The following is a 16,071-nucleotide window of genomic DNA, read 5'->3' as shown; positions in this document are numbered from 1 at the left end:
AGAGTTACATGCTTTAAATAGTTTAAGGCATGTAACTATGCTACAAAATCAACAGTCACAAAAATACCTGCTATGACTTTAAACTTATGAATACGAGCCGCAAACACCTGCTATCTTTAGCACTGATCACTGCCTTAAGCCCTATTGCTTCTAACACTGCTTTTGCCCAGTTATATCTGGAAATTGCCAAAGCACCAGATCAGGCACCCAAAATTGCTATTGTCCCTTTTACTAACGACAATGGGCTCTATCCTATTGTTGAAACAGACTTAAACCGTTCTGGACGCTTTACAAGCTCATCTAAAAACTTACCTGCCAATGCTGCAATTAACCAGATTCAAGCTTCTGACTGGCAAGCCGCAGGTATTCCATATGTAGTTACGGGTCAAATTAAACAAACAGCGACAGGTTTTGAAGTTCACTACCAACTTTATGATGTACAAAAGCAACAATACATTTTAAATGAACTTTTAAATGTACCAGCTGCTCGCATACGTCAGGCTGGCCATATTGTAAGTGATGCTATTTATCAAGCGCTTACTGGTATTCCAGGTGACTTTAGCGGCCGTATTGCATATGTATTAAGAAATCCTGCAACACCTGCCGAGCGTTATACACTACAAATTGCAGATACGGATGGTGAACAACCAAAGACCGTTTTATCGTCTCGTGACCCGATTTTGTCTCCAGCATGGACACCGGATGCTAAAAAAATTGCTTATGTTTCTTTTGAAACTAAACGTCCAGCAATTTATTTACAGGATTTATCAACGGGAACACGTGAAGTTCTTACCAGTTTTAGAGGACTAAACGGCGCACCAAGTTTCTCACCAGATGGCCAATCAATGCTTTTTACAGCATCTATGAATGGTAACCCTGAAATCTATCAAATGGATTTATCAACTCGCCAAGTCAAACGTATGACAAATGATTCGGCAATTGATACCGAAGCACGTTATACACCAGATGGAAAATCCTTTATTTTCACTTCTGACCGTGGTGGCTCTGCCCAAATTTATCGTTACACCTTTGCTGATGGCTCAGTAAAGCGTTTAACATTTAAAGGGTCATTTAATGCACGTGGAACTCTAAGTGCAGATGGCAAAAAGATTGCACTTGTTCATCGCCCAAGTGGCAGCAGTTATAAAGTTGCAATTCAAGACATTAATACTGGCATCACCAATATTCTTACCCCAACTAGTTTAGATGAATCACCAAGTTTCTCACCAAATGGGCAAATGGTGGTCTACGCAACTCGTGAAGGCAACCGTGGCTTGTTGTCTATTATGTCTACTGATGGACGTTTCCGTATGAATTTACCAAGCGAACAAGGTGAAGTACGTGAACCAGCCTGGGCACCAAAATAACTTTTAATTCCATTGACGGAGATGACCATGAAATCAATCAAATATTTAGCTCTACCCTTTCTTAGCGTAGCACTCGTAATGACAGGCTGTGCTAGCCGTAAACCTGCAGCGACTACTACGACTGGTACAAATCCAAGTACGGTAAACACTTCTGGTTTAAGTGAAGATGCTGCATTAAATGCTCAAAATTTGGCAGGTGCTTCATCTAAAGGTGTAACTGAAGCAAATAAAGCGGCTTTGGCTAAACGCGTTGTTCACTTTGATTATGACAGCAGCGATTTATCTACTGAAGACTACCAAACACTTCAAGCTCATGCTCAGTTCCTTATAGCAAATGCAAATTCAAAAGTTGCATTAACGGGCCATACAGATGAACGTGGAACACGTGAATACAACATGGCTTTAGGTGAACGTCGTGCTAAAGCTGTACAAAGCTATTTAATTACCAATGGTGTAAACCCACAGCAACTTGAAGCTGTAAGTTATGGTAAAGAAGCTCCTGTTAATGCGGGACATGATGAATCAGCGTGGAAAGAAAATCGCCGCGTTGAGATTAATTACGAAGCAGTCCCTCCTTTATTAAAATAAGGGATATGCATAAAAAAACGCTCATAATAATATGAGCGTTTTTTTATTACTTAAGAAGATTTCTTTTCTTCTTCAGGATGTTGCATGGACTCAATCAAATCATGCTTATTAAAATCTTTATATTCAGGTTTTGCTTCATAATCTTTCCAAGCTTCCTGAACATTTTCTTTCGAAATTTCATCCAGATTGATTGGTTCACCTGCCGTGGGGGTCGCATCAAACTTCTTTGTTGTCATTTCGATTCTCCTAAAAATATACAATCCTTTGTAATGCAATCAACATACCATTTTAATTGGGGCTTGTAAGCATAAATCCAACACAAATAAAGTAAGATAATTTTTATTTTGTGACATTCTCATCTAGAATATGCCACGTATTTATCTGACTCATTTTGATGCTTGAAGCACAGGAGCGTTTTTTATGTCCAACCTCACTTTGTCCCAATTTTTACAACAACAAAAAGGGAATCTAACACCTGAGTTGGCTCAAGTCATCGATACTATTGCCACGACCTGTAAAACAATCGACCAAGCATTACAAAAAGGTGCACTCGCTGGTATTTTAGGTAGTGCTGGCAATGAAAATGTTCAAGGCGAAACACAGAAAAAACTTGATGTGATTTCTAATGACTACTTAATTGACGCTTTAAAAGTACACCCACACGTAGGTGGTCTTGCTTCGGAAGAACTTGATGAGTTCACACCTGCACAAGAAAATGGTAAATACCTCGTTTTATTTGACCCATTAGACGGCTCAAGCAATATTGATATCAATATGTGTGTAGGCACGATTTTCTCTATTTTGCCTGCAAAAAATGCAGTAACACAAGCAAACGATTTCATGCAAGCTGGTACACAGCAAGTTGCTGCTGGTTATGTACTTTATGGCCCATCAACTATGATGGCGTTAACTGTAGGAAATGGCGTAGCATTCTTTACTTTAGATCCAGAAACTCAAACCTTCTTGCTTACTAATGAGAATGTACAAGTTCCAGCAGACACTCAAGAATTCGCTATTAACGCATCCAATCAGCGTCATTGGGAACAACCCGTAAAACAATATATTGATGAATTACTCGCAGGCAAGACATCTGTTCGTGAAAAAGATTTTAATATGCGCTGGGTAGCATGTATGGTGGGTGATATTCACCGTATTTTATGTCGTAGTGGTATTTTCCTTTACCCATATGACTTAAAAGATCCGAAAAAAGCAGGTCGTTTACGTTTAATGTATGAAGCAAACCCAATGAGTATGCTCATTGAACAAGCTGGTGGTGCTTCAACTACAGGTCGTGTTCGTATTTTAGACATTGAACCAACCGAGCTTCACCAACGTGTTCCTGTAATCATTGGTTCTAAAAATGAAGTTGAACGCGTAACAAGCTACCACTAATAATTTTAATTACTTAGGGCATCATAGTATGATGGTGCCCTTTTGTTGGATATTTTCTTATGGCGGTTATTTTTTTAGAATCAAAAGACAATGCAAAAATCAAACATTTGCGTGGATTAATCGAACTCAGTAACGCCCGAAAAAAGCACCAACAAACAGTTCTTGAAGGTACGCATCTTTGTTTGGCTTGGTTGCAACAGCAAAAAAAGATTTTTTCTTTATTTACTACAGAACAAGCATTAGAACACGAAGATTTAAAGAAAATAACAGAACTACATCAAGGCCATATCTTTGTTATTAGTGAAGTTTTATATAGAGATTTGAGCACATTAGGTACAAGCTTACCTTGTTTAGCGATTATTGATCTACCTAAAACTGCATCAACCATCGACTATAAAGCAGATACCTTAATTCTTGAAAATATTCAGGATCCAGGTAACGTAGGTACACTGCTACGTTCAGCAGCAGCAGCAAATATTAAACAAATCATTTGCACACAAGGCTCTGCATCACTTTGGTCACCACGAGTTTTAAGAGCAGGTATGGGCGCTCATTTTAGCTTGCATTGTTTTGAAAATTTCCAGCTGACAGATATCCTCCCAAAATTTCAAATCCCGGTTTTTGTTACTAGCTCTCATCGCTCAACCAGTCTTTATTCAAAAGACCTTTCTAAACCGTGTGTGTGGATTTTAGGAAATGAAGGACAAGGTGCTAGTGATTATGCATTAGATCACGCACAATCAGTGACTATTCCCCAACCAGGTGGACAAGAGTCATTAAATGTGGCAATTGCAGGGTCTATTTGTTTTTTTGAGATGGTCCGCCAGCGCCAATAAAACGTTAATTTATTTTACATCGCACATATTTGTGAAAAAAATCAATTACACTAGTAAAAAATAACCGATTGTTGTCAACCTCCCACCTCTTTTCAACGTTATATAAGAGATATATTGAAGATAAGGTGGGTATGTCCAATGACAGGATTTTCCATCTCCATGGATTTAGCACCGAAAAAGTCTCGATCGGAAACATCTAGTGCTCATGCCAGCACGGCTGAGCAACGCCTGAAAGTTTTCATGCAAGATGTTACTGGTCGTGCTTTGGTGATGATGGAGAGTGCTACCCAAGGTCAACAAGGTATTGCGATGGATTTGGTTCAAGAAGCATTTATTGCTTTACACAAATCTTATGCCGATAAAAGTACTGAAGAATGGTATCCCCTGTTTTACACTATTTTGAATAACAAACTTCAGGATTGGCGCCGCAAAGAATCTCGTAGAGCAAATCCATTTTCATTCTTCAAAAAAGTTAGTCTGGATAATGACGACGACGAAGTTATCGATGTAGTTGATGAAAAAGCCATTAATCCTGCAGATTTTCTCGATCAAGCGGTAACCATAGAGGAAATTCGGGAAGCGATTGAAAAACTACCTGTTCGTCAACAACAGGCATTTATGTTACGTGCGTGGGAAGGGTTTGACACCCATACAACAGCTCAGATCATGAACTGTACCGAAGGTAGTGTGAAAACCCATTATCACCGAGCAATTCAGGGACTTAGAGAATACTTGGCACATTTAAATCCCTTGGGAGGTTCTGATGAATCATGATGATTTCACTAAAAAGGTGACATCCAAACTTGATAGTTTGGCAGATCACCATAAAAATAAAACAGTGGTCATGAATCATGTGCTTGACCATATTCAACAAAAACCAGCCTCTTATTATAGTGTCTGGAAAATGACTGGTTTCGCACTTGCCGCAGCAATTACAGGTTTTGTAATTCTGCCTAACTCAGTCGAGATTGTGGATAAGCCACAAAATCAAGTGATCGTAAATCCTAAATTATCTCCACAAATGGTGGAAGATTTAGAGATGTTAATGGTGTTGGGTGAGGATAAAGTACAACATGGCAGCTAAAAAATTAGCTCTTATCCTGTGTTCATTAAGTTTCTTGCAGACAAGTTTTGCAGGTTTTGAACGCTTTTGGATTTTTTCTAAAGATGCCAATGCACAAGTCGATGACACATGGGATGCCCTTTCTGAAGAAGAGCAACGTGCAGTCATTAAGCGTTACCAGAGTTTAAAAGAGCTACCAGCGAATCAAAGCACTAACTTACAGCAACGTATGGACTGGTTTACTCAACTACCTGAAGCTGAAAAACAAAAAATGCGTGAAGCATGGCAAAAAATGAGTACGCAAGAGCGAAAAGATTTACGTCAACGTATGCTTAAAGCGAATGGGGAAGAAAGAACAGCAATTCGTGAAGAATACATGAATAAGTATTTGGAACACTAACTTGTTATTTAGCTATCAAAGATAAGACATTAATCGCTCAATTATTTTGATTTCATTTCTTATAAAAAAGCCTCCGATTGGAGGCTTTTTTTATATTCTTTAAGTTTATTTACGATAGCGTCTATAAGCTGCTAAACCAAGTAAAGAGGCTAAAGATAAAATTCCGAAGCTACCACCGCCACCTCCACCACGCGTATCATCTGTAGTAGTAGCGGTACTTACAAGGTTGATTGTGCCAGCTTTAGGTGAAATTTTCCCATCAGCATCATAAACGTTATAACTTAATGAGTCATTAAAAGTATTAAATACGTTATTTGCCTGAATATAGATATTTCCGCCATAACAAATTTTATCCTTATCATCTTTCGGACATGGCCCTTCTCGATCAGCCTTAATTACTTTAAAAATACCATCTTTCGATGTTTTGCTTGGTAAATAAATAGGTAACTCTACACCGTCTCCATTTACCCAAAATTGTGATTTAGGCTTTAAAAGCGTATTTATAGGACCGTCACCATCATCGTTAGCATATTTAAGTAAATTCAATGGAATAATTTCATTTGCAAGATATTTAAAGGTAATTTTCCCATCACCAGAAACTGGTTCTATATTATTAAAACGAGCTTTTATCAGACCGCTTGAGCTTAATTTATTATCAGCTGTTGTAATTGTATATTTACAATAAGCATAGGTACCAGCTTGAGTCACCGTATCGTCTTTGCGATAAAAAACAATTTGCTGTAAAGCACTATTCCACTCACAGAATACCTTGTCCTGATCAGATAGATCTTTAACTTGTTGAGCATCATATTTATCATCAAGAGATCCAATACCTAATGGCTCAGTTGCAATACGATAATCTGTGGTGTTGAAGAACTTCAGCACATGATTAGCGTCTTCAGTCGGTAAAGGTAAATCATAGTTCTTTAAATCAAGATAGATTGCGCGATACTTAAGATTTGCTTTAGTTGTATCAATTAGGTTCTTAAATTCAGCTAAACGTACTTTATAGTAAGTAATAAAGTTAGAAGGCGTCTTAGGGTCCTTAATATAATTATCAAATAAATCATAATTTTGTTGATAAGTATCAATTAAAGTTGTTAATGAAATATTACTAACATCCTCTAAATCACCTGCAGTGAGCTTCATTAACTCCACAGAACCAATATCACAACTATTACGATTTTCTGGCTGATAATATGAGGTACTATCTGTCAAACGGTTTAACCCACGTTGATCAATTGTGGCACAACTTCCTTTACTATCTTGATCAACGTCAATTAAATCTGTGCTAGAAGAAATATTTTTTGGATAGTAAATAGGTAAGAACCCAGTATAAGCAGTTGCCGCTTGTAAAGGACTTAATAAATTGCTGAATGCTTGTGTCCTAATATTAATATTAGTCTGACCATCTGGCAGAGATTCCTTTGGAACATCACACTTTGCTGTTGCTGATGTCCAATCAAGTGCATTGAAATCCAGAGTCAGACCAACACTCTTTTGCTCTGCTGCCGCACCTAAAAGATATTTACAGGCATAACTTCCAGTATTATAAGCCAATACGTTAAAACTTAGCTTTTTTGCGCCCAACTTGTCGTAGAGGAAAGTACTATTCGCGTTGTTTTCAACAATTGTATTATTTAAAAGTACTAAACTACTGCTTGAACTTAAAATACTTGATGTATTGGCTGGATTATTGGTATCACCAGTAAACTTAATAATACTGCCGCTAGTACTATTCGCTATATTTTTTGCAATGGTATTAACCAATAATGTCGCAGTAGGTTTACCACAGAACTCAAATGTACTTGTTGAAGCTGTATTACCGTTATTCACAATACTATTTGATGTAAGGGTAATGGTACGTGGTGCATAGACAGTGTCGCTAAAACACCCCATTGATAAAACACTACCTTGTGTTGCGTTATTACCTTTAAGTAATGAATGATTTACTGACAAAGTAATATTAGGTGAAGCTAAATAAATTGCTCCACCGTTTGTTGCTCGAGATGATAAAATCTGGCTATTTTGCAAAGCAATATCAGCACCGGCATAAATCGCGCCACCCTGACCAGTTGTAACGCCATTTTCAAGAATTACATTATTTAAGGTCAAGGGCTGTTTATAGGTAGTCGTATTGAAAATGCGTGATTTACCTTGAGCACTAATATGTGTTTGTAAGTCAAGTTGTGCAGGATAATCATTAGTTAATACGCTTTTTTTCTGCCAATCTACGGGATCAGCACCAAAAATAGCAATATTAGCATTTGGAACTAATTCCTTATTTAGAGTGTAAATTCCTGCTTTAAGCTGAATCGATTTTTGTGTAGTTTCACGTGTATCAATAACAGTACATCCACCATATGACTTACGTATCTCAGCTGTCTTTATCGCTTCACGCAATGAGCAGGCATTAGTATTTTCACCATCTTCATCGTCAAAAGTTGTAACGTCAATTCTTCCAGTCGTAGTATCTGCAAATAATGGCATTGCAGCAATCACAGCTAATGCTAAAAAAGCCTTTTTATAATTTTTCATAGCCTTCATCATCCTTGATTATGACTTTAAACGTCTTAAAGCAATTAGGCCAAATAGACCTAAAACTAAACCACCACCTACACTTCCTCCGCCACCCGTGCTTACAGATTTATCTTCAATACCTGATGGTGGATCTTGTACAATTTGAACTGGAACAGTTAGATAAACATCCGCAGCATCATTAAAACGTGTGGTAGTAGTAACAACTAATAGATTAAATACATCCGCTCCATGCCAGTTCCCATTTGGAACGTAAGTTAAATTTCCCTGAGCATCAATGGATAAAGTCCCTTTAGATGGTGTACTGGTTTGAACAATCTTCATACACCCAGACTGCCAAGCTAAACCATCTGTTCTTTTTCCAAACATTTTTTCACATGTTTGTGGAGAAACTAGCTCCCCATCACCCACAACATCGGCAATATTAAATTTGGCAATTTCTCCATACTTAATATCTTGACCATGTGTACTAATATCATCGCGGTTGATAACTAATTCAATTGCCCCTAAATCACATAACTCATCATAACCACTTCGATTCTTTCCACGTTGATCTTGCTTTTCACAACTCGCCAAACCGACAGAAGTTCCATCGCTATATAAACGGCCTTTGTTAATTAACAATGATTGCGAAAGACTAGTATATTTATCTAAAACTCGAGGTTTAAAGAATCCTAAAAAACTATCACTCGGTGTGGAATATGGGCATAGCAATCCATCTGCTGGTGGTACATCACAGGTTCCTTCATCTGCATTGCCAGCAATTAGTTTTTCACTGGCTGGATATATAATATTTGGTAACTCTGCTGAAGCATTACGGTTACATTCCGTTGTTACTAAATTGCTCTGAACAATCGTTTTATCAGTTGCAGATACCTTACAGTTTGTCGTATTACCTACTAAGATACTGTTAGAGACAGACGCATTTCCTTGTGGCGCATCAAAATATAACCCCCCCACATTTTTAATCAGAGTAATATTATTAATTACCATTCCATCACGGACATTGGCAATAAAACTACCTTTATTATGAAAAATTGTACTATTACCCAAACCAATAATACGAGAGGTTAAATAGCCTCCTGTACTCTCATCAGCAAACTTAGTTTGTGCATGGAACAATGCACCATCTGCTGCAGTCACTTCATTATCACGTACTACAGAGCGACTGATATAATAAAGTGGCATATCACTATATAAAACACCGCCTTGACTTGCTTTATTATTCTGAATCAGGCTATTAGTAATTGTTACGGAACCTGCTGTATTTGTAGTATTTGATAAATTACCGGCATTATAAATTGCTCCACCATTTGTTGCATATCCATCCATTAAACGAGAATTTTGAATAACCAATTGTTCATGGTTATAAATCAATCCACCGTTACCTTGAGGTATTACACTCTTTAGGCCAGCACCCTTTAAATTGACATCAATAAATGAAACTGTAAAAGAGGCTTTTTCAACACTACCATCATCTATACGGAATAATTGATCCGTACCTATCATTTTAATCGTTGCATTATGCGAGTTGGGTGCACCTTCATCAACTAGAGTAGAATCATTTTTTGCTGTACTAATAGCTACAGGAACGGTAATTACTATACTTTTACTTAGAGTATATTCTTTATCACGCTGCAAAATAATATTTGAAGAAGCATCTTTATTTCCGCAACCATTATAACCGTTTGCATATTTTTCAACTTCAGCAGCATTAGAAGATGCACGATATTTTAGAAATTGTATTGCCTCACGTAATGAACAGACCGTGTTGTCGACGTCTTCATCAGTTGTAGTTGTGACTTGAATATCGGCAGAATAAGCGTGTCCAGCAGCAGCCAATAAAGCAAAAGCAATGCTCCGTTTGAGCATACCCATCTCCTTACATCTTTTTTCATTTTTCTTTGTCAATATTGCAAAATATCCGCTTTTGCAATCGCATCCTTTGTGCGTACTTTGTCACAGCAAGTAGAATTTCTCAAGACATTTTGGTCGGTCTATCGAGTCATTTTTGAACTAGATTACAAAAAGCTTGTAGATCTAAAAAATTTTTTTAAATACAAAATATGAATAATTAAAAATTAGAAGAACATTTAAAAAAGATATACAGATAAGTACTCCGAAATTAGAAATCTTGTGTCCCCTAGCCTCTATTTTAATAAGTTTTCATCCATGCAACAGCAAAGCAATAAAACAGAATGAAAAATATCTACTGTTGATACTCATCAATCAAAGCGTAAATTTGCCTTAAAGTTGCATTAGAAAGTTTTGTTTTTTCACCTTTAAGCAATTTTTCTAATTGAGCAACTGTTTGTAATAAAAGAGAAGCTTGATGAGGACCATGCAATAATAAGTAGTCAACAATTTGTTGATCAAAGTGGATACCACGTCTAGCCATTACAGATGTCACCAAGGCGTAGCGGTCTGCATATAAACTTCCACTCGGCACTTTTACACTAACGGCTTGTGTAAGTCGTGATTGTAGATCTGGTAATTCCAGCTTTAATTCGATCGGCGCTACACGCGAAGAAAATATAAGTTGTCCTTCATGATTATTCATTAAATGAAAAACAGCTTTTTGCCAGTGAGGCACACCACTAATCGATTCAATATCATCCAAAGCAACAAGATCATAATGTTCTAAAGAGGTAATTGCCTCAATAGGTGCATCAAGCAGTTCAAGCAAAGATACTTTGATAGCAGACTTACCTATTTCTAAATAAGAATCACAAATTGCGGAAAGCAAATGGCTCTTGCCCGTTCCTGCTCCACCATAGATATAGAATCTACTCACCAGACCAGCATGTAGTTGCCGCACGGCATCGACTACATGCCCCCAACCTGGTCCCGAAAAATCACTGATTCGGGCATCAAGTTGAGGTTCTATATCCAGTTGGAGTTGACGCATATATTGAATTAACCTTGAAATTATTTCTGGTTAGGGGATTTTAGTTCATCTGTATCTTGCTGTGTTTTAACTTCAAGATCAAGCTTAGTGCTTTCAGTTTCCACATGAATTTGCTCAATATCGCCATGTTGGATCACTAATGTAGAAGGTGGCGCATAAAGTGAGCTTCTTTCATAGTTCTCTCTTAAATGCTTTAACAACACTACAATAACAGCAGCAACAGGCAATGCAATTAACATTCCCAAGAAACCTGCAAGCTGTGCACCTGCCAATACTGCAAAAACAACTGCTACAGGAGATAAACCAATTTTATCTCCCAGTAGGAATGGCTGTAGGATATAGCCTTCTACAGCTTGGCCAACCATAAAAACTACGCCAACGAGTAATAAATGCACCCAATCTAAGCCGAACTGAAACAAGCTGGCGATAACAGCTGCAATAATACCTACTCCAAATCCTAAATAAGGAATAATACTGGCAAGCCCAGCCACCATACCAATAATCAGACCAACTTCTAAACCAATGAGCTGCAAACCAACCGCATATACTATGCCGAGTAATAGCATGACCAGAAACTGACCTTTAACAAATGCTCCTAAAACACTATGACATTCGCCAACGATTTGTAAGGTAGTAGCTTCATATGGACGTGGGATAAGACGACGTAAGTTTTGTAACATACGCTCCCAATCGAGCAAGAAATAGAAAGCAATAATTGGAATTAAAACAACTGTTCCACCAATCTGAATAAAATTCAGACCAGATTGAGCTAGTTTTAATAATACTGCCTGAATGCTGTCTGCACTATAGTTTGTCTGGACATATTCCATGACAGCTTTAGACAACTGCTCTGTATCAATTTCCATTTGCTGGACATTAAATGTCGAAGATACCCAAGGTAAAAAGGTAGCATTAATCCAATGGATACCGGCTGGAATGCTATCTCGTGCATAAACTAATTGTTTCCAGATAAGTGGAACCAAATACCAAAGTGCAATAGTTAAAGTTATGCCTATTCCAACGAATACCAAGCTAATTGCTAACCAGCGAGGCAATTTCATTTTTACCAGAACATCAACAAGTGGACTGAATAAATAAGCCAGGAAAAAAGCACCGATAAAAGGAATGACTACAGGCTTGAGTAAGTACAACACCCATACCAGCAATACAATACCTGCGAGTAAAAAAATACGGCGCAGTATACGATCTTGCATAAAATCTAGCCTTTTTTGATTTAATCGTTATAAATGAAAAAATATTTTTATTAAAGATAGCATTTTCGAGCATAAATAACATAAGAGTTTCGTATATTCAGGTTATAATCTGCCGCCAATGCGGAGACTTCATTTATGAGCAACTCAACTTCTACCCCAAATACCGGTTTAAGCTACAAAGATGCGGGTGTCGACATTGAAGCGGGCGACGCACTGGTCGATCGTATCAAGTCAGTCGCTAAACGTACAAGTCGTCCTGAAGTAATGGGCGGTCTTGGTGGCTTTGGTGCACTATGCAAAATTCCTAAAGGTTATGAAGAACCTGTTTTAGTTTCTGGAACCGATGGTGTAGGAACTAAATTACGTTTGGCACTTAATCTCAATCGTCATGACACAATCGGCCAAGACCTTGTGGCTATGTGTGTAAATGATCTTTTAGTTTGTGGTGCAGAACCATTATTCTTCCTAGATTACTATGCGACTGGTCACTTAAATGTTGACGTTGCTGCAAATGTTGTTACTGGTATTGGTAAAGGTTGTGAGCTTGCAGGTTGCGCACTTGTAGGTGGTGAAACCGCAGAAATGCCAGGCATGTACGAAGGTGAAGATTACGATCTTGCTGGTTTTGCTGTTGGTGTTGTTGAGCAAAGCAAAATTATTGATGGCTCTAAAGTAAAGTCTGGTGACGTACTTATTGGTGTTGCATCAAGTGGTGCTCACTCTAATGGTTACTCATTACTACGTAAAATTTTAGACGTTAAAAACGTTGATTTAACTCAAACAATTGATGGTCGTCCTCTTGCTGATGTCGCAATGGAACCAACTCGTATTTATGTAAAACCAGTTCTTGAACTCTGCAAACAAGTTGATGTTCATGCTATGGCCCACATCACTGGTGGTGGTTTACCAGGTAACTTACCTCGTGTGTTACCAAATGGTGCTCAAGCGGTTATTGATGAATCTTCTTGGGAATGGCCTGAATTGTTCAAACTTCTACAACGCGAAGGCAATGTAGAACGCTTTGAAATGTACCGTACTTTTAACTGTGGCGTAGGTATGGTTATTGCTGTTGATGCAAATGATGCTGAAAAAGCAATTGAAGTGCTTAATGCTCAAGGCGAAAAAGCTTGGAAAATTGGACAAATCCAAGAAAATGCCGAGTCAGTGGAAGGTGCAGACGAAAAAATCCGTGTGATCTTTGCATGATAAAAATTGCTGTTCTAGTCTCTGGGAACGGCAGTAATTTACAAGCCTTGATAGATGCAAATCTATCAGGGCAAATTGTAGGTGTACTGTCTAATAAAGCAGATGCTTATGCCTTAGAGCGTGCTGAAAAAGCTAATATTGCTACCGCTGTTATCTCCCATAAAGACTTTCCAACTCGTGAAGTGTTTGATGAAGCAATGCATCAGCAACTCTTAGCTTGGGAAGTAGATGTGGTTATTTTAGCTGGCTTCATGCGCATTTTAACTCCCTCCTTTGTCAACAAATGGCAAGGGAAAATGCTAAACATACATCCCTCGCTTCTGCCTGCTTACAAAGGTGTGAATACTCATCAACGTGTTTTAAACACAGGTGACCGTTTACATGGTTGTACCGTGCACTTTGTAACTGCTGAACTGGATTCTGGTCAATCTATTGCCCAGTCAGCTATTTCAGTTAAAGAACATGATACTGTCGACTCATTGGCAGATCGAGTACACACACTTGAGCACTTTATCTACCCACAAGTTGCAGAGTGGCTGTGTAACGGTCAACTTACATGGAAAGATGGACAAGCCTACTTCCGTAATCAAGTTCTAAAAGACCCTATTCGTTTTGCAAGCTGGTAAAATATTTTACTAACAAACAAAAAATAAAAAAGGACATGCTAGCATGTCCTTTTTTATTCACTTAAAAATCAATTTAGTTAGTGGCTGATCAATTTCTTTATAGAATTTACTGTATCAGTAGGATGTTCTAGAGGAAACATATGTCCCCCCTCAACTACAGTAAATGGAATTCCCATTTTTCGCTTTGCCATTTGAGGAAAGCCTCTTTTTAAGAAATCACTCTCTTTCCCTACAACTAAATGCACAGGCATCTTAGGTTTTGGCATAGGTAGCCACCACCAAGAAGGATTCTTACGGAAAATTGCAACTTCATCTTCACGAGAAATCGTTAAAGTTACTCCACCACGAACTGGATCTTCTTTCAAAGCATAATCAATATAAGCTTGGAAACAATCTTCATCAAAATTTTTATAGAATCCCTTAGGACGCAGTAATTCAGCCGCTTGCTCTCTCGATTCCCAATGTTCACGACGACGTGCAGATAAACCTGCTGGTGTCATCGCATCAACCAATTTAGGGCGAAATAATTTTGCCATATGAAAAGCAAACGAATATCGCCCTAAAATCAGAGGCGGATCTAACATAATCACTTGAGAGAAAAGTTCAGGACGTCGAAAAGATGCCATCAATGTTAGAACGGAACCAAGAGAATGACCTAGCCCAATAACTTTACGTCCTTTCGCTTGACGCACAATACTATCAATAACCTGATCAACCAAAGCAGGCCAATGATTCGTCACAGGATAGCGCTTATCAGGACCAATCAAGGGAACATAAATGACGTCATATTCCCCTTTCAATTGGTCAAACAATTTTTGATACACTTTTGATGGTACGCCATTGGCATGAGCAAAGTGTATAACTGGTTTTGTTGACATACCGCTATCCTAAACAGATTTATTGTAATTTTGCGCTTTGACGAGTCTGCACTTCTTGAGCAATAGATTCACTTACCCCTTGCCCGATTTGTGCACCCATACGACCCAAAATAGATTCTAGTGGGTTACGCTCAATTGTGTAGTCAACTTTATTATCAAGGTTTAGTTCGCGCATCAAGCTCGTAATATTACCTGAACGGTCAGCAACACCTAATTGAATTGCTTGATCGCCAGTCCAGAATAAACCAGAAAAAATAGCTGGATCATTCGATTTCAAGCGCTTGCCACGCCCTTCTTTAACTGCAGTGATAAAGTGAGTATGAACATTATCAAGAACAGATTGAATATGCTGCTTCTGAGCTGGATCAATCGGTTTTGTCATACTTAAAATGTCTTTATTCGTTCCTGCTGTTAAAGTGCGATCTTCAATACCGAGCTTTTGAGCTAAACCAGTAATCCCATAGTTAGGCATGATGACACCAATTGAACCCACTAAACTTGATGGATTGACAATAATCTCATCTGCAGCAGAAGCAATATAGTACGCACCCGATGCACCCATATCACCAATAACGGCATAGACTTTCTTATCAGGATGTTGTTTTTTCAAATATCGAATTTCCTGCCAGATTTCATCAGACTGAACTGGAGAACCGCCAGGTGAGTTAATATTTAGTGCAACAGCTTTACTATTTGAGGCCTCAAAAGCGCGTTTGAGTGCTTTATTCGTATCTTCACTATTCACAGCTTGATTGCTTGAAGCATCAATCGTTCCAACAATATCCACCACTGCTAAATGGGCACTACTGCTACTTACTGCTGATCCATCTTTGCTGGTTGAACAGCCTTTGCCCATTAATACGATAATGAACAGTAAATAAATAAAAGTTAATGTTTTAAAGAAGATACCCCAACGGCGACTACGGCGTTGCTCTTCTACTGAAGCAAGTACAGCCTTCTCGAGAATTTGCCATTCTGGTCCATTTTGTTTAGGGATTATAGGTTCATTTTGTGGTTTTGGTGGCCAATCGGACATAAAATTCCAATCCAAATCA

The 16,071-nt window shown here is 38.2% G+C and carries 16 protein-coding genes; 9 read left to right on the top strand and 7 right to left on the bottom strand.

The features are described 5' to 3' along the window. The first annotated feature begins 86 nt into the window (after positions 1–86). Entirely contained in the window at positions 87–1,367 is a 1,281-nt protein-coding gene (gene tolB / locus ACXM0J_RS04125; RefSeq protein ID WP_086265464.1) for a Tol-Pal system beta propeller repeat protein TolB, read from the top strand. A 27-nt stretch (positions 1,368–1,394) separates the two neighbouring features. Continuing rightward, a complete protein-coding gene (gene pal / locus ACXM0J_RS04120) occupies positions 1,395–1,955 on the top strand; it encodes a peptidoglycan-associated lipoprotein Pal (protein ID WP_002118513.1) in 561 nt (186 codons plus the stop codon). Positions 1,956–2,005: 50 nt separating this feature from the next. Here pal and ACXM0J_RS04115 read toward each other — a convergent pair whose 3' ends face one another. Then, the gene (locus tag ACXM0J_RS04115; protein WP_002118730.1) at positions 2,006–2,191 is read right to left on the bottom strand and encodes an NF038105 family protein; all 186 of its coding nucleotides are present in this window, start codon (positions 2,189–2,191) and stop codon (positions 2,006–2,008) included. A gap of 184 nt (positions 2,192–2,375) precedes the next feature. Between ACXM0J_RS04115 and ACXM0J_RS04110 the strand changes: the two genes are divergently transcribed. From ACXM0J_RS04110 to ACXM0J_RS04090, 5 genes are all read left to right on the top strand, one after another. Further along, positions 2,376–3,347, top strand: coding sequence for a class 1 fructose-bisphosphatase (locus tag ACXM0J_RS04110; RefSeq protein WP_086265465.1), 972 nt, complete (start codon positions 2,376–2,378; stop codon positions 3,345–3,347). Positions 3,348–3,406: 59 nt separating this feature from the next. Next, positions 3,407–4,183 carry a TrmH family RNA methyltransferase gene (locus ACXM0J_RS04105; RefSeq protein ID WP_086265466.1) on the top strand — a complete coding sequence of 259 codons (777 nt, stop codon included), beginning with the start codon at positions 3,407–3,409 and terminating at the stop codon, positions 4,181–4,183. A 159-nt stretch (positions 4,184–4,342) separates the two neighbouring features. Beyond that, positions 4,343–4,957, top strand: coding sequence for an RNA polymerase sigma factor (locus ACXM0J_RS04100; RefSeq protein WP_086265467.1), 615 nt, complete (start codon positions 4,343–4,345; stop codon positions 4,955–4,957). After that, entirely contained in the window at positions 4,947–5,267 is a 321-nt protein-coding gene (locus tag ACXM0J_RS04095) for a hypothetical protein (RefSeq protein ID WP_002118556.1), read from the top strand. Before ACXM0J_RS04100 ends, ACXM0J_RS04095 begins: the two co-directional genes overlap by 11 nt. Next, entirely contained in the window at positions 5,257–5,646 is a 390-nt protein-coding gene (locus ACXM0J_RS04090) for a DUF3106 domain-containing protein (RefSeq protein ID WP_086265468.1), read from the top strand. The genes ACXM0J_RS04095 and ACXM0J_RS04090 overlap by 11 nt, the downstream gene beginning before the upstream one ends. Positions 5,647–5,751: 105 nt before the next feature. On the opposite strand, the gene ACXM0J_RS04085 is transcribed toward ACXM0J_RS04090, so the two are convergent. From ACXM0J_RS04085 to cxpE, 4 genes are all read right to left on the bottom strand, one after another. Next, positions 5,752–8,184 carry a CSLREA domain-containing protein gene (locus ACXM0J_RS04085; RefSeq protein WP_086265469.1) on the bottom strand — a complete coding sequence of 811 codons (2,433 nt, stop codon included), beginning with the start codon at positions 8,182–8,184 and terminating at the stop codon, positions 5,752–5,754. Positions 8,185–8,202: 18 nt separating this feature from the next. Further along, positions 8,203–10,062, bottom strand: a complete 1,860-nt coding sequence (gene rbtA / locus ACXM0J_RS04080; protein ID WP_086265470.1) for a rhombotarget A — start codon at positions 10,060–10,062, stop codon at positions 8,203–8,205. Between the two features lie 331 nt (positions 10,063–10,393). Next, on the bottom strand, positions 10,394–11,092 hold the full coding sequence (hda, locus tag ACXM0J_RS04075) for a DnaA regulatory inactivator Hda (RefSeq protein ID WP_086265471.1): 699 nt from the start codon (positions 11,090–11,092) through the stop codon (positions 10,394–10,396). Between the two features lie 20 nt (positions 11,093–11,112). Next, positions 11,113–12,306, bottom strand: coding sequence for a chloramphenicol efflux transporter CxpE (gene cxpE / locus ACXM0J_RS04070; protein ID WP_086265472.1), 1,194 nt, complete (start codon positions 12,304–12,306; stop codon positions 11,113–11,115). Positions 12,307–12,441: 135 nt separating this feature from the next. On the opposite strand from cxpE, the gene purM reads away from it, so the two are divergent. Continuing rightward, positions 12,442–13,512, top strand: a complete 1,071-nt coding sequence (gene purM / locus ACXM0J_RS04065) for a phosphoribosylformylglycinamidine cyclo-ligase (RefSeq protein ID WP_086265473.1) — start codon at positions 12,442–12,444, stop codon at positions 13,510–13,512. Further along, complete coding sequence (gene purN / locus ACXM0J_RS04060) at positions 13,509–14,138, top strand: phosphoribosylglycinamide formyltransferase (RefSeq protein WP_086265474.1); 630 nt, start codon at positions 13,509–13,511, stop codon at positions 14,136–14,138. Before purM ends, purN begins: the two co-directional genes overlap by 4 nt. Positions 14,139–14,215: 77 nt before the next feature. Here the strand turns inward: purN and ACXM0J_RS04055 are convergent, their stop codons facing one another. Then, entirely contained in the window at positions 14,216–15,016 is an 801-nt protein-coding gene (locus tag ACXM0J_RS04055; RefSeq protein WP_086265475.1) for an alpha/beta fold hydrolase, read from the bottom strand. A gap of 19 nt (positions 15,017–15,035) precedes the next feature. Further along, the gene (sppA, locus tag ACXM0J_RS04050; protein ID WP_086265476.1) at positions 15,036–16,052 is read right to left on the bottom strand and encodes a signal peptide peptidase SppA; all 1,017 of its coding nucleotides are present in this window, start codon (positions 16,050–16,052) and stop codon (positions 15,036–15,038) included. Between the last annotated feature and the right edge of the window lie 19 nt (positions 16,053–16,071).

The sequence above is a fragment of the Acinetobacter sp. GRABPA_MV_2 genome (assembly GCF_056725885.1).
Note: the sequence above shows the minus strand (reverse complement) of the source record. Positions and strands in the feature narration are given on the sequence as shown.

What these genes read in the sequence shown, in the direction of transcription:
- ACXM0J_RS04100 (WP_086265467.1), top strand. Translation starts at nt 4,343, where the DNA reads ATGGATTTAGCACCGAAAAAGTCTCGATCGGAAACATCTAGTGCTCAT.
- purN (WP_086265474.1), top strand. Translation starts at nt 13,509, where the DNA reads ATGATAAAAATTGCTGTTCTAGTCTCTGGGAACGGCAGTAATTTACAA.
- ACXM0J_RS04085 (WP_086265469.1), bottom strand. Translation starts at nt 8,184, where the DNA reads ATGAAAAATTATAAAAAGGCTTTTTTAGCATTAGCTGTGATTGCTGCA.
- ACXM0J_RS04105 (WP_086265466.1), top strand. Translation starts at nt 3,407, where the DNA reads ATGGCGGTTATTTTTTTAGAATCAAAAGACAATGCAAAAATCAAACAT.
- sppA (WP_086265476.1), bottom strand. Translation starts at nt 16,052, where the DNA reads ATGTCCGATTGGCCACCAAAACCACAAAATGAACCTATAATCCCTAAA.
- ACXM0J_RS04095 (WP_002118556.1), top strand. Translation starts at nt 4,947, where the DNA reads ATGAATCATGATGATTTCACTAAAAAGGTGACATCCAAACTTGATAGT.
- ACXM0J_RS04110 (WP_086265465.1), top strand. Translation starts at nt 2,376, where the DNA reads ATGTCCAACCTCACTTTGTCCCAATTTTTACAACAACAAAAAGGGAAT.
- rbtA (WP_086265470.1), bottom strand. Translation starts at nt 10,062, where the DNA reads ATGGGTATGCTCAAACGGAGCATTGCTTTTGCTTTATTGGCTGCTGCT.
- ACXM0J_RS04090 (WP_086265468.1), top strand. Translation starts at nt 5,257, where the DNA reads ATGGCAGCTAAAAAATTAGCTCTTATCCTGTGTTCATTAAGTTTCTTG.
- pal (WP_002118513.1), top strand. Translation starts at nt 1,395, where the DNA reads ATGAAATCAATCAAATATTTAGCTCTACCCTTTCTTAGCGTAGCACTC.
- tolB (WP_086265464.1), top strand. Translation starts at nt 87, where the DNA reads ATGAATACGAGCCGCAAACACCTGCTATCTTTAGCACTGATCACTGCC.
- cxpE (WP_086265472.1), bottom strand. Translation starts at nt 12,306, where the DNA reads ATGCAAGATCGTATACTGCGCCGTATTTTTTTACTCGCAGGTATTGTA.
- ACXM0J_RS04115 (WP_002118730.1), bottom strand. Translation starts at nt 2,191, where the DNA reads ATGACAACAAAGAAGTTTGATGCGACCCCCACGGCAGGTGAACCAATC.
- purM (WP_086265473.1), top strand. Translation starts at nt 12,442, where the DNA reads ATGAGCAACTCAACTTCTACCCCAAATACCGGTTTAAGCTACAAAGAT.
- ACXM0J_RS04055 (WP_086265475.1), bottom strand. Translation starts at nt 15,016, where the DNA reads ATGTCAACAAAACCAGTTATACACTTTGCTCATGCCAATGGCGTACCA.
- hda (WP_086265471.1), bottom strand. Translation starts at nt 11,092, where the DNA reads ATGCGTCAACTCCAACTGGATATAGAACCTCAACTTGATGCCCGAATC.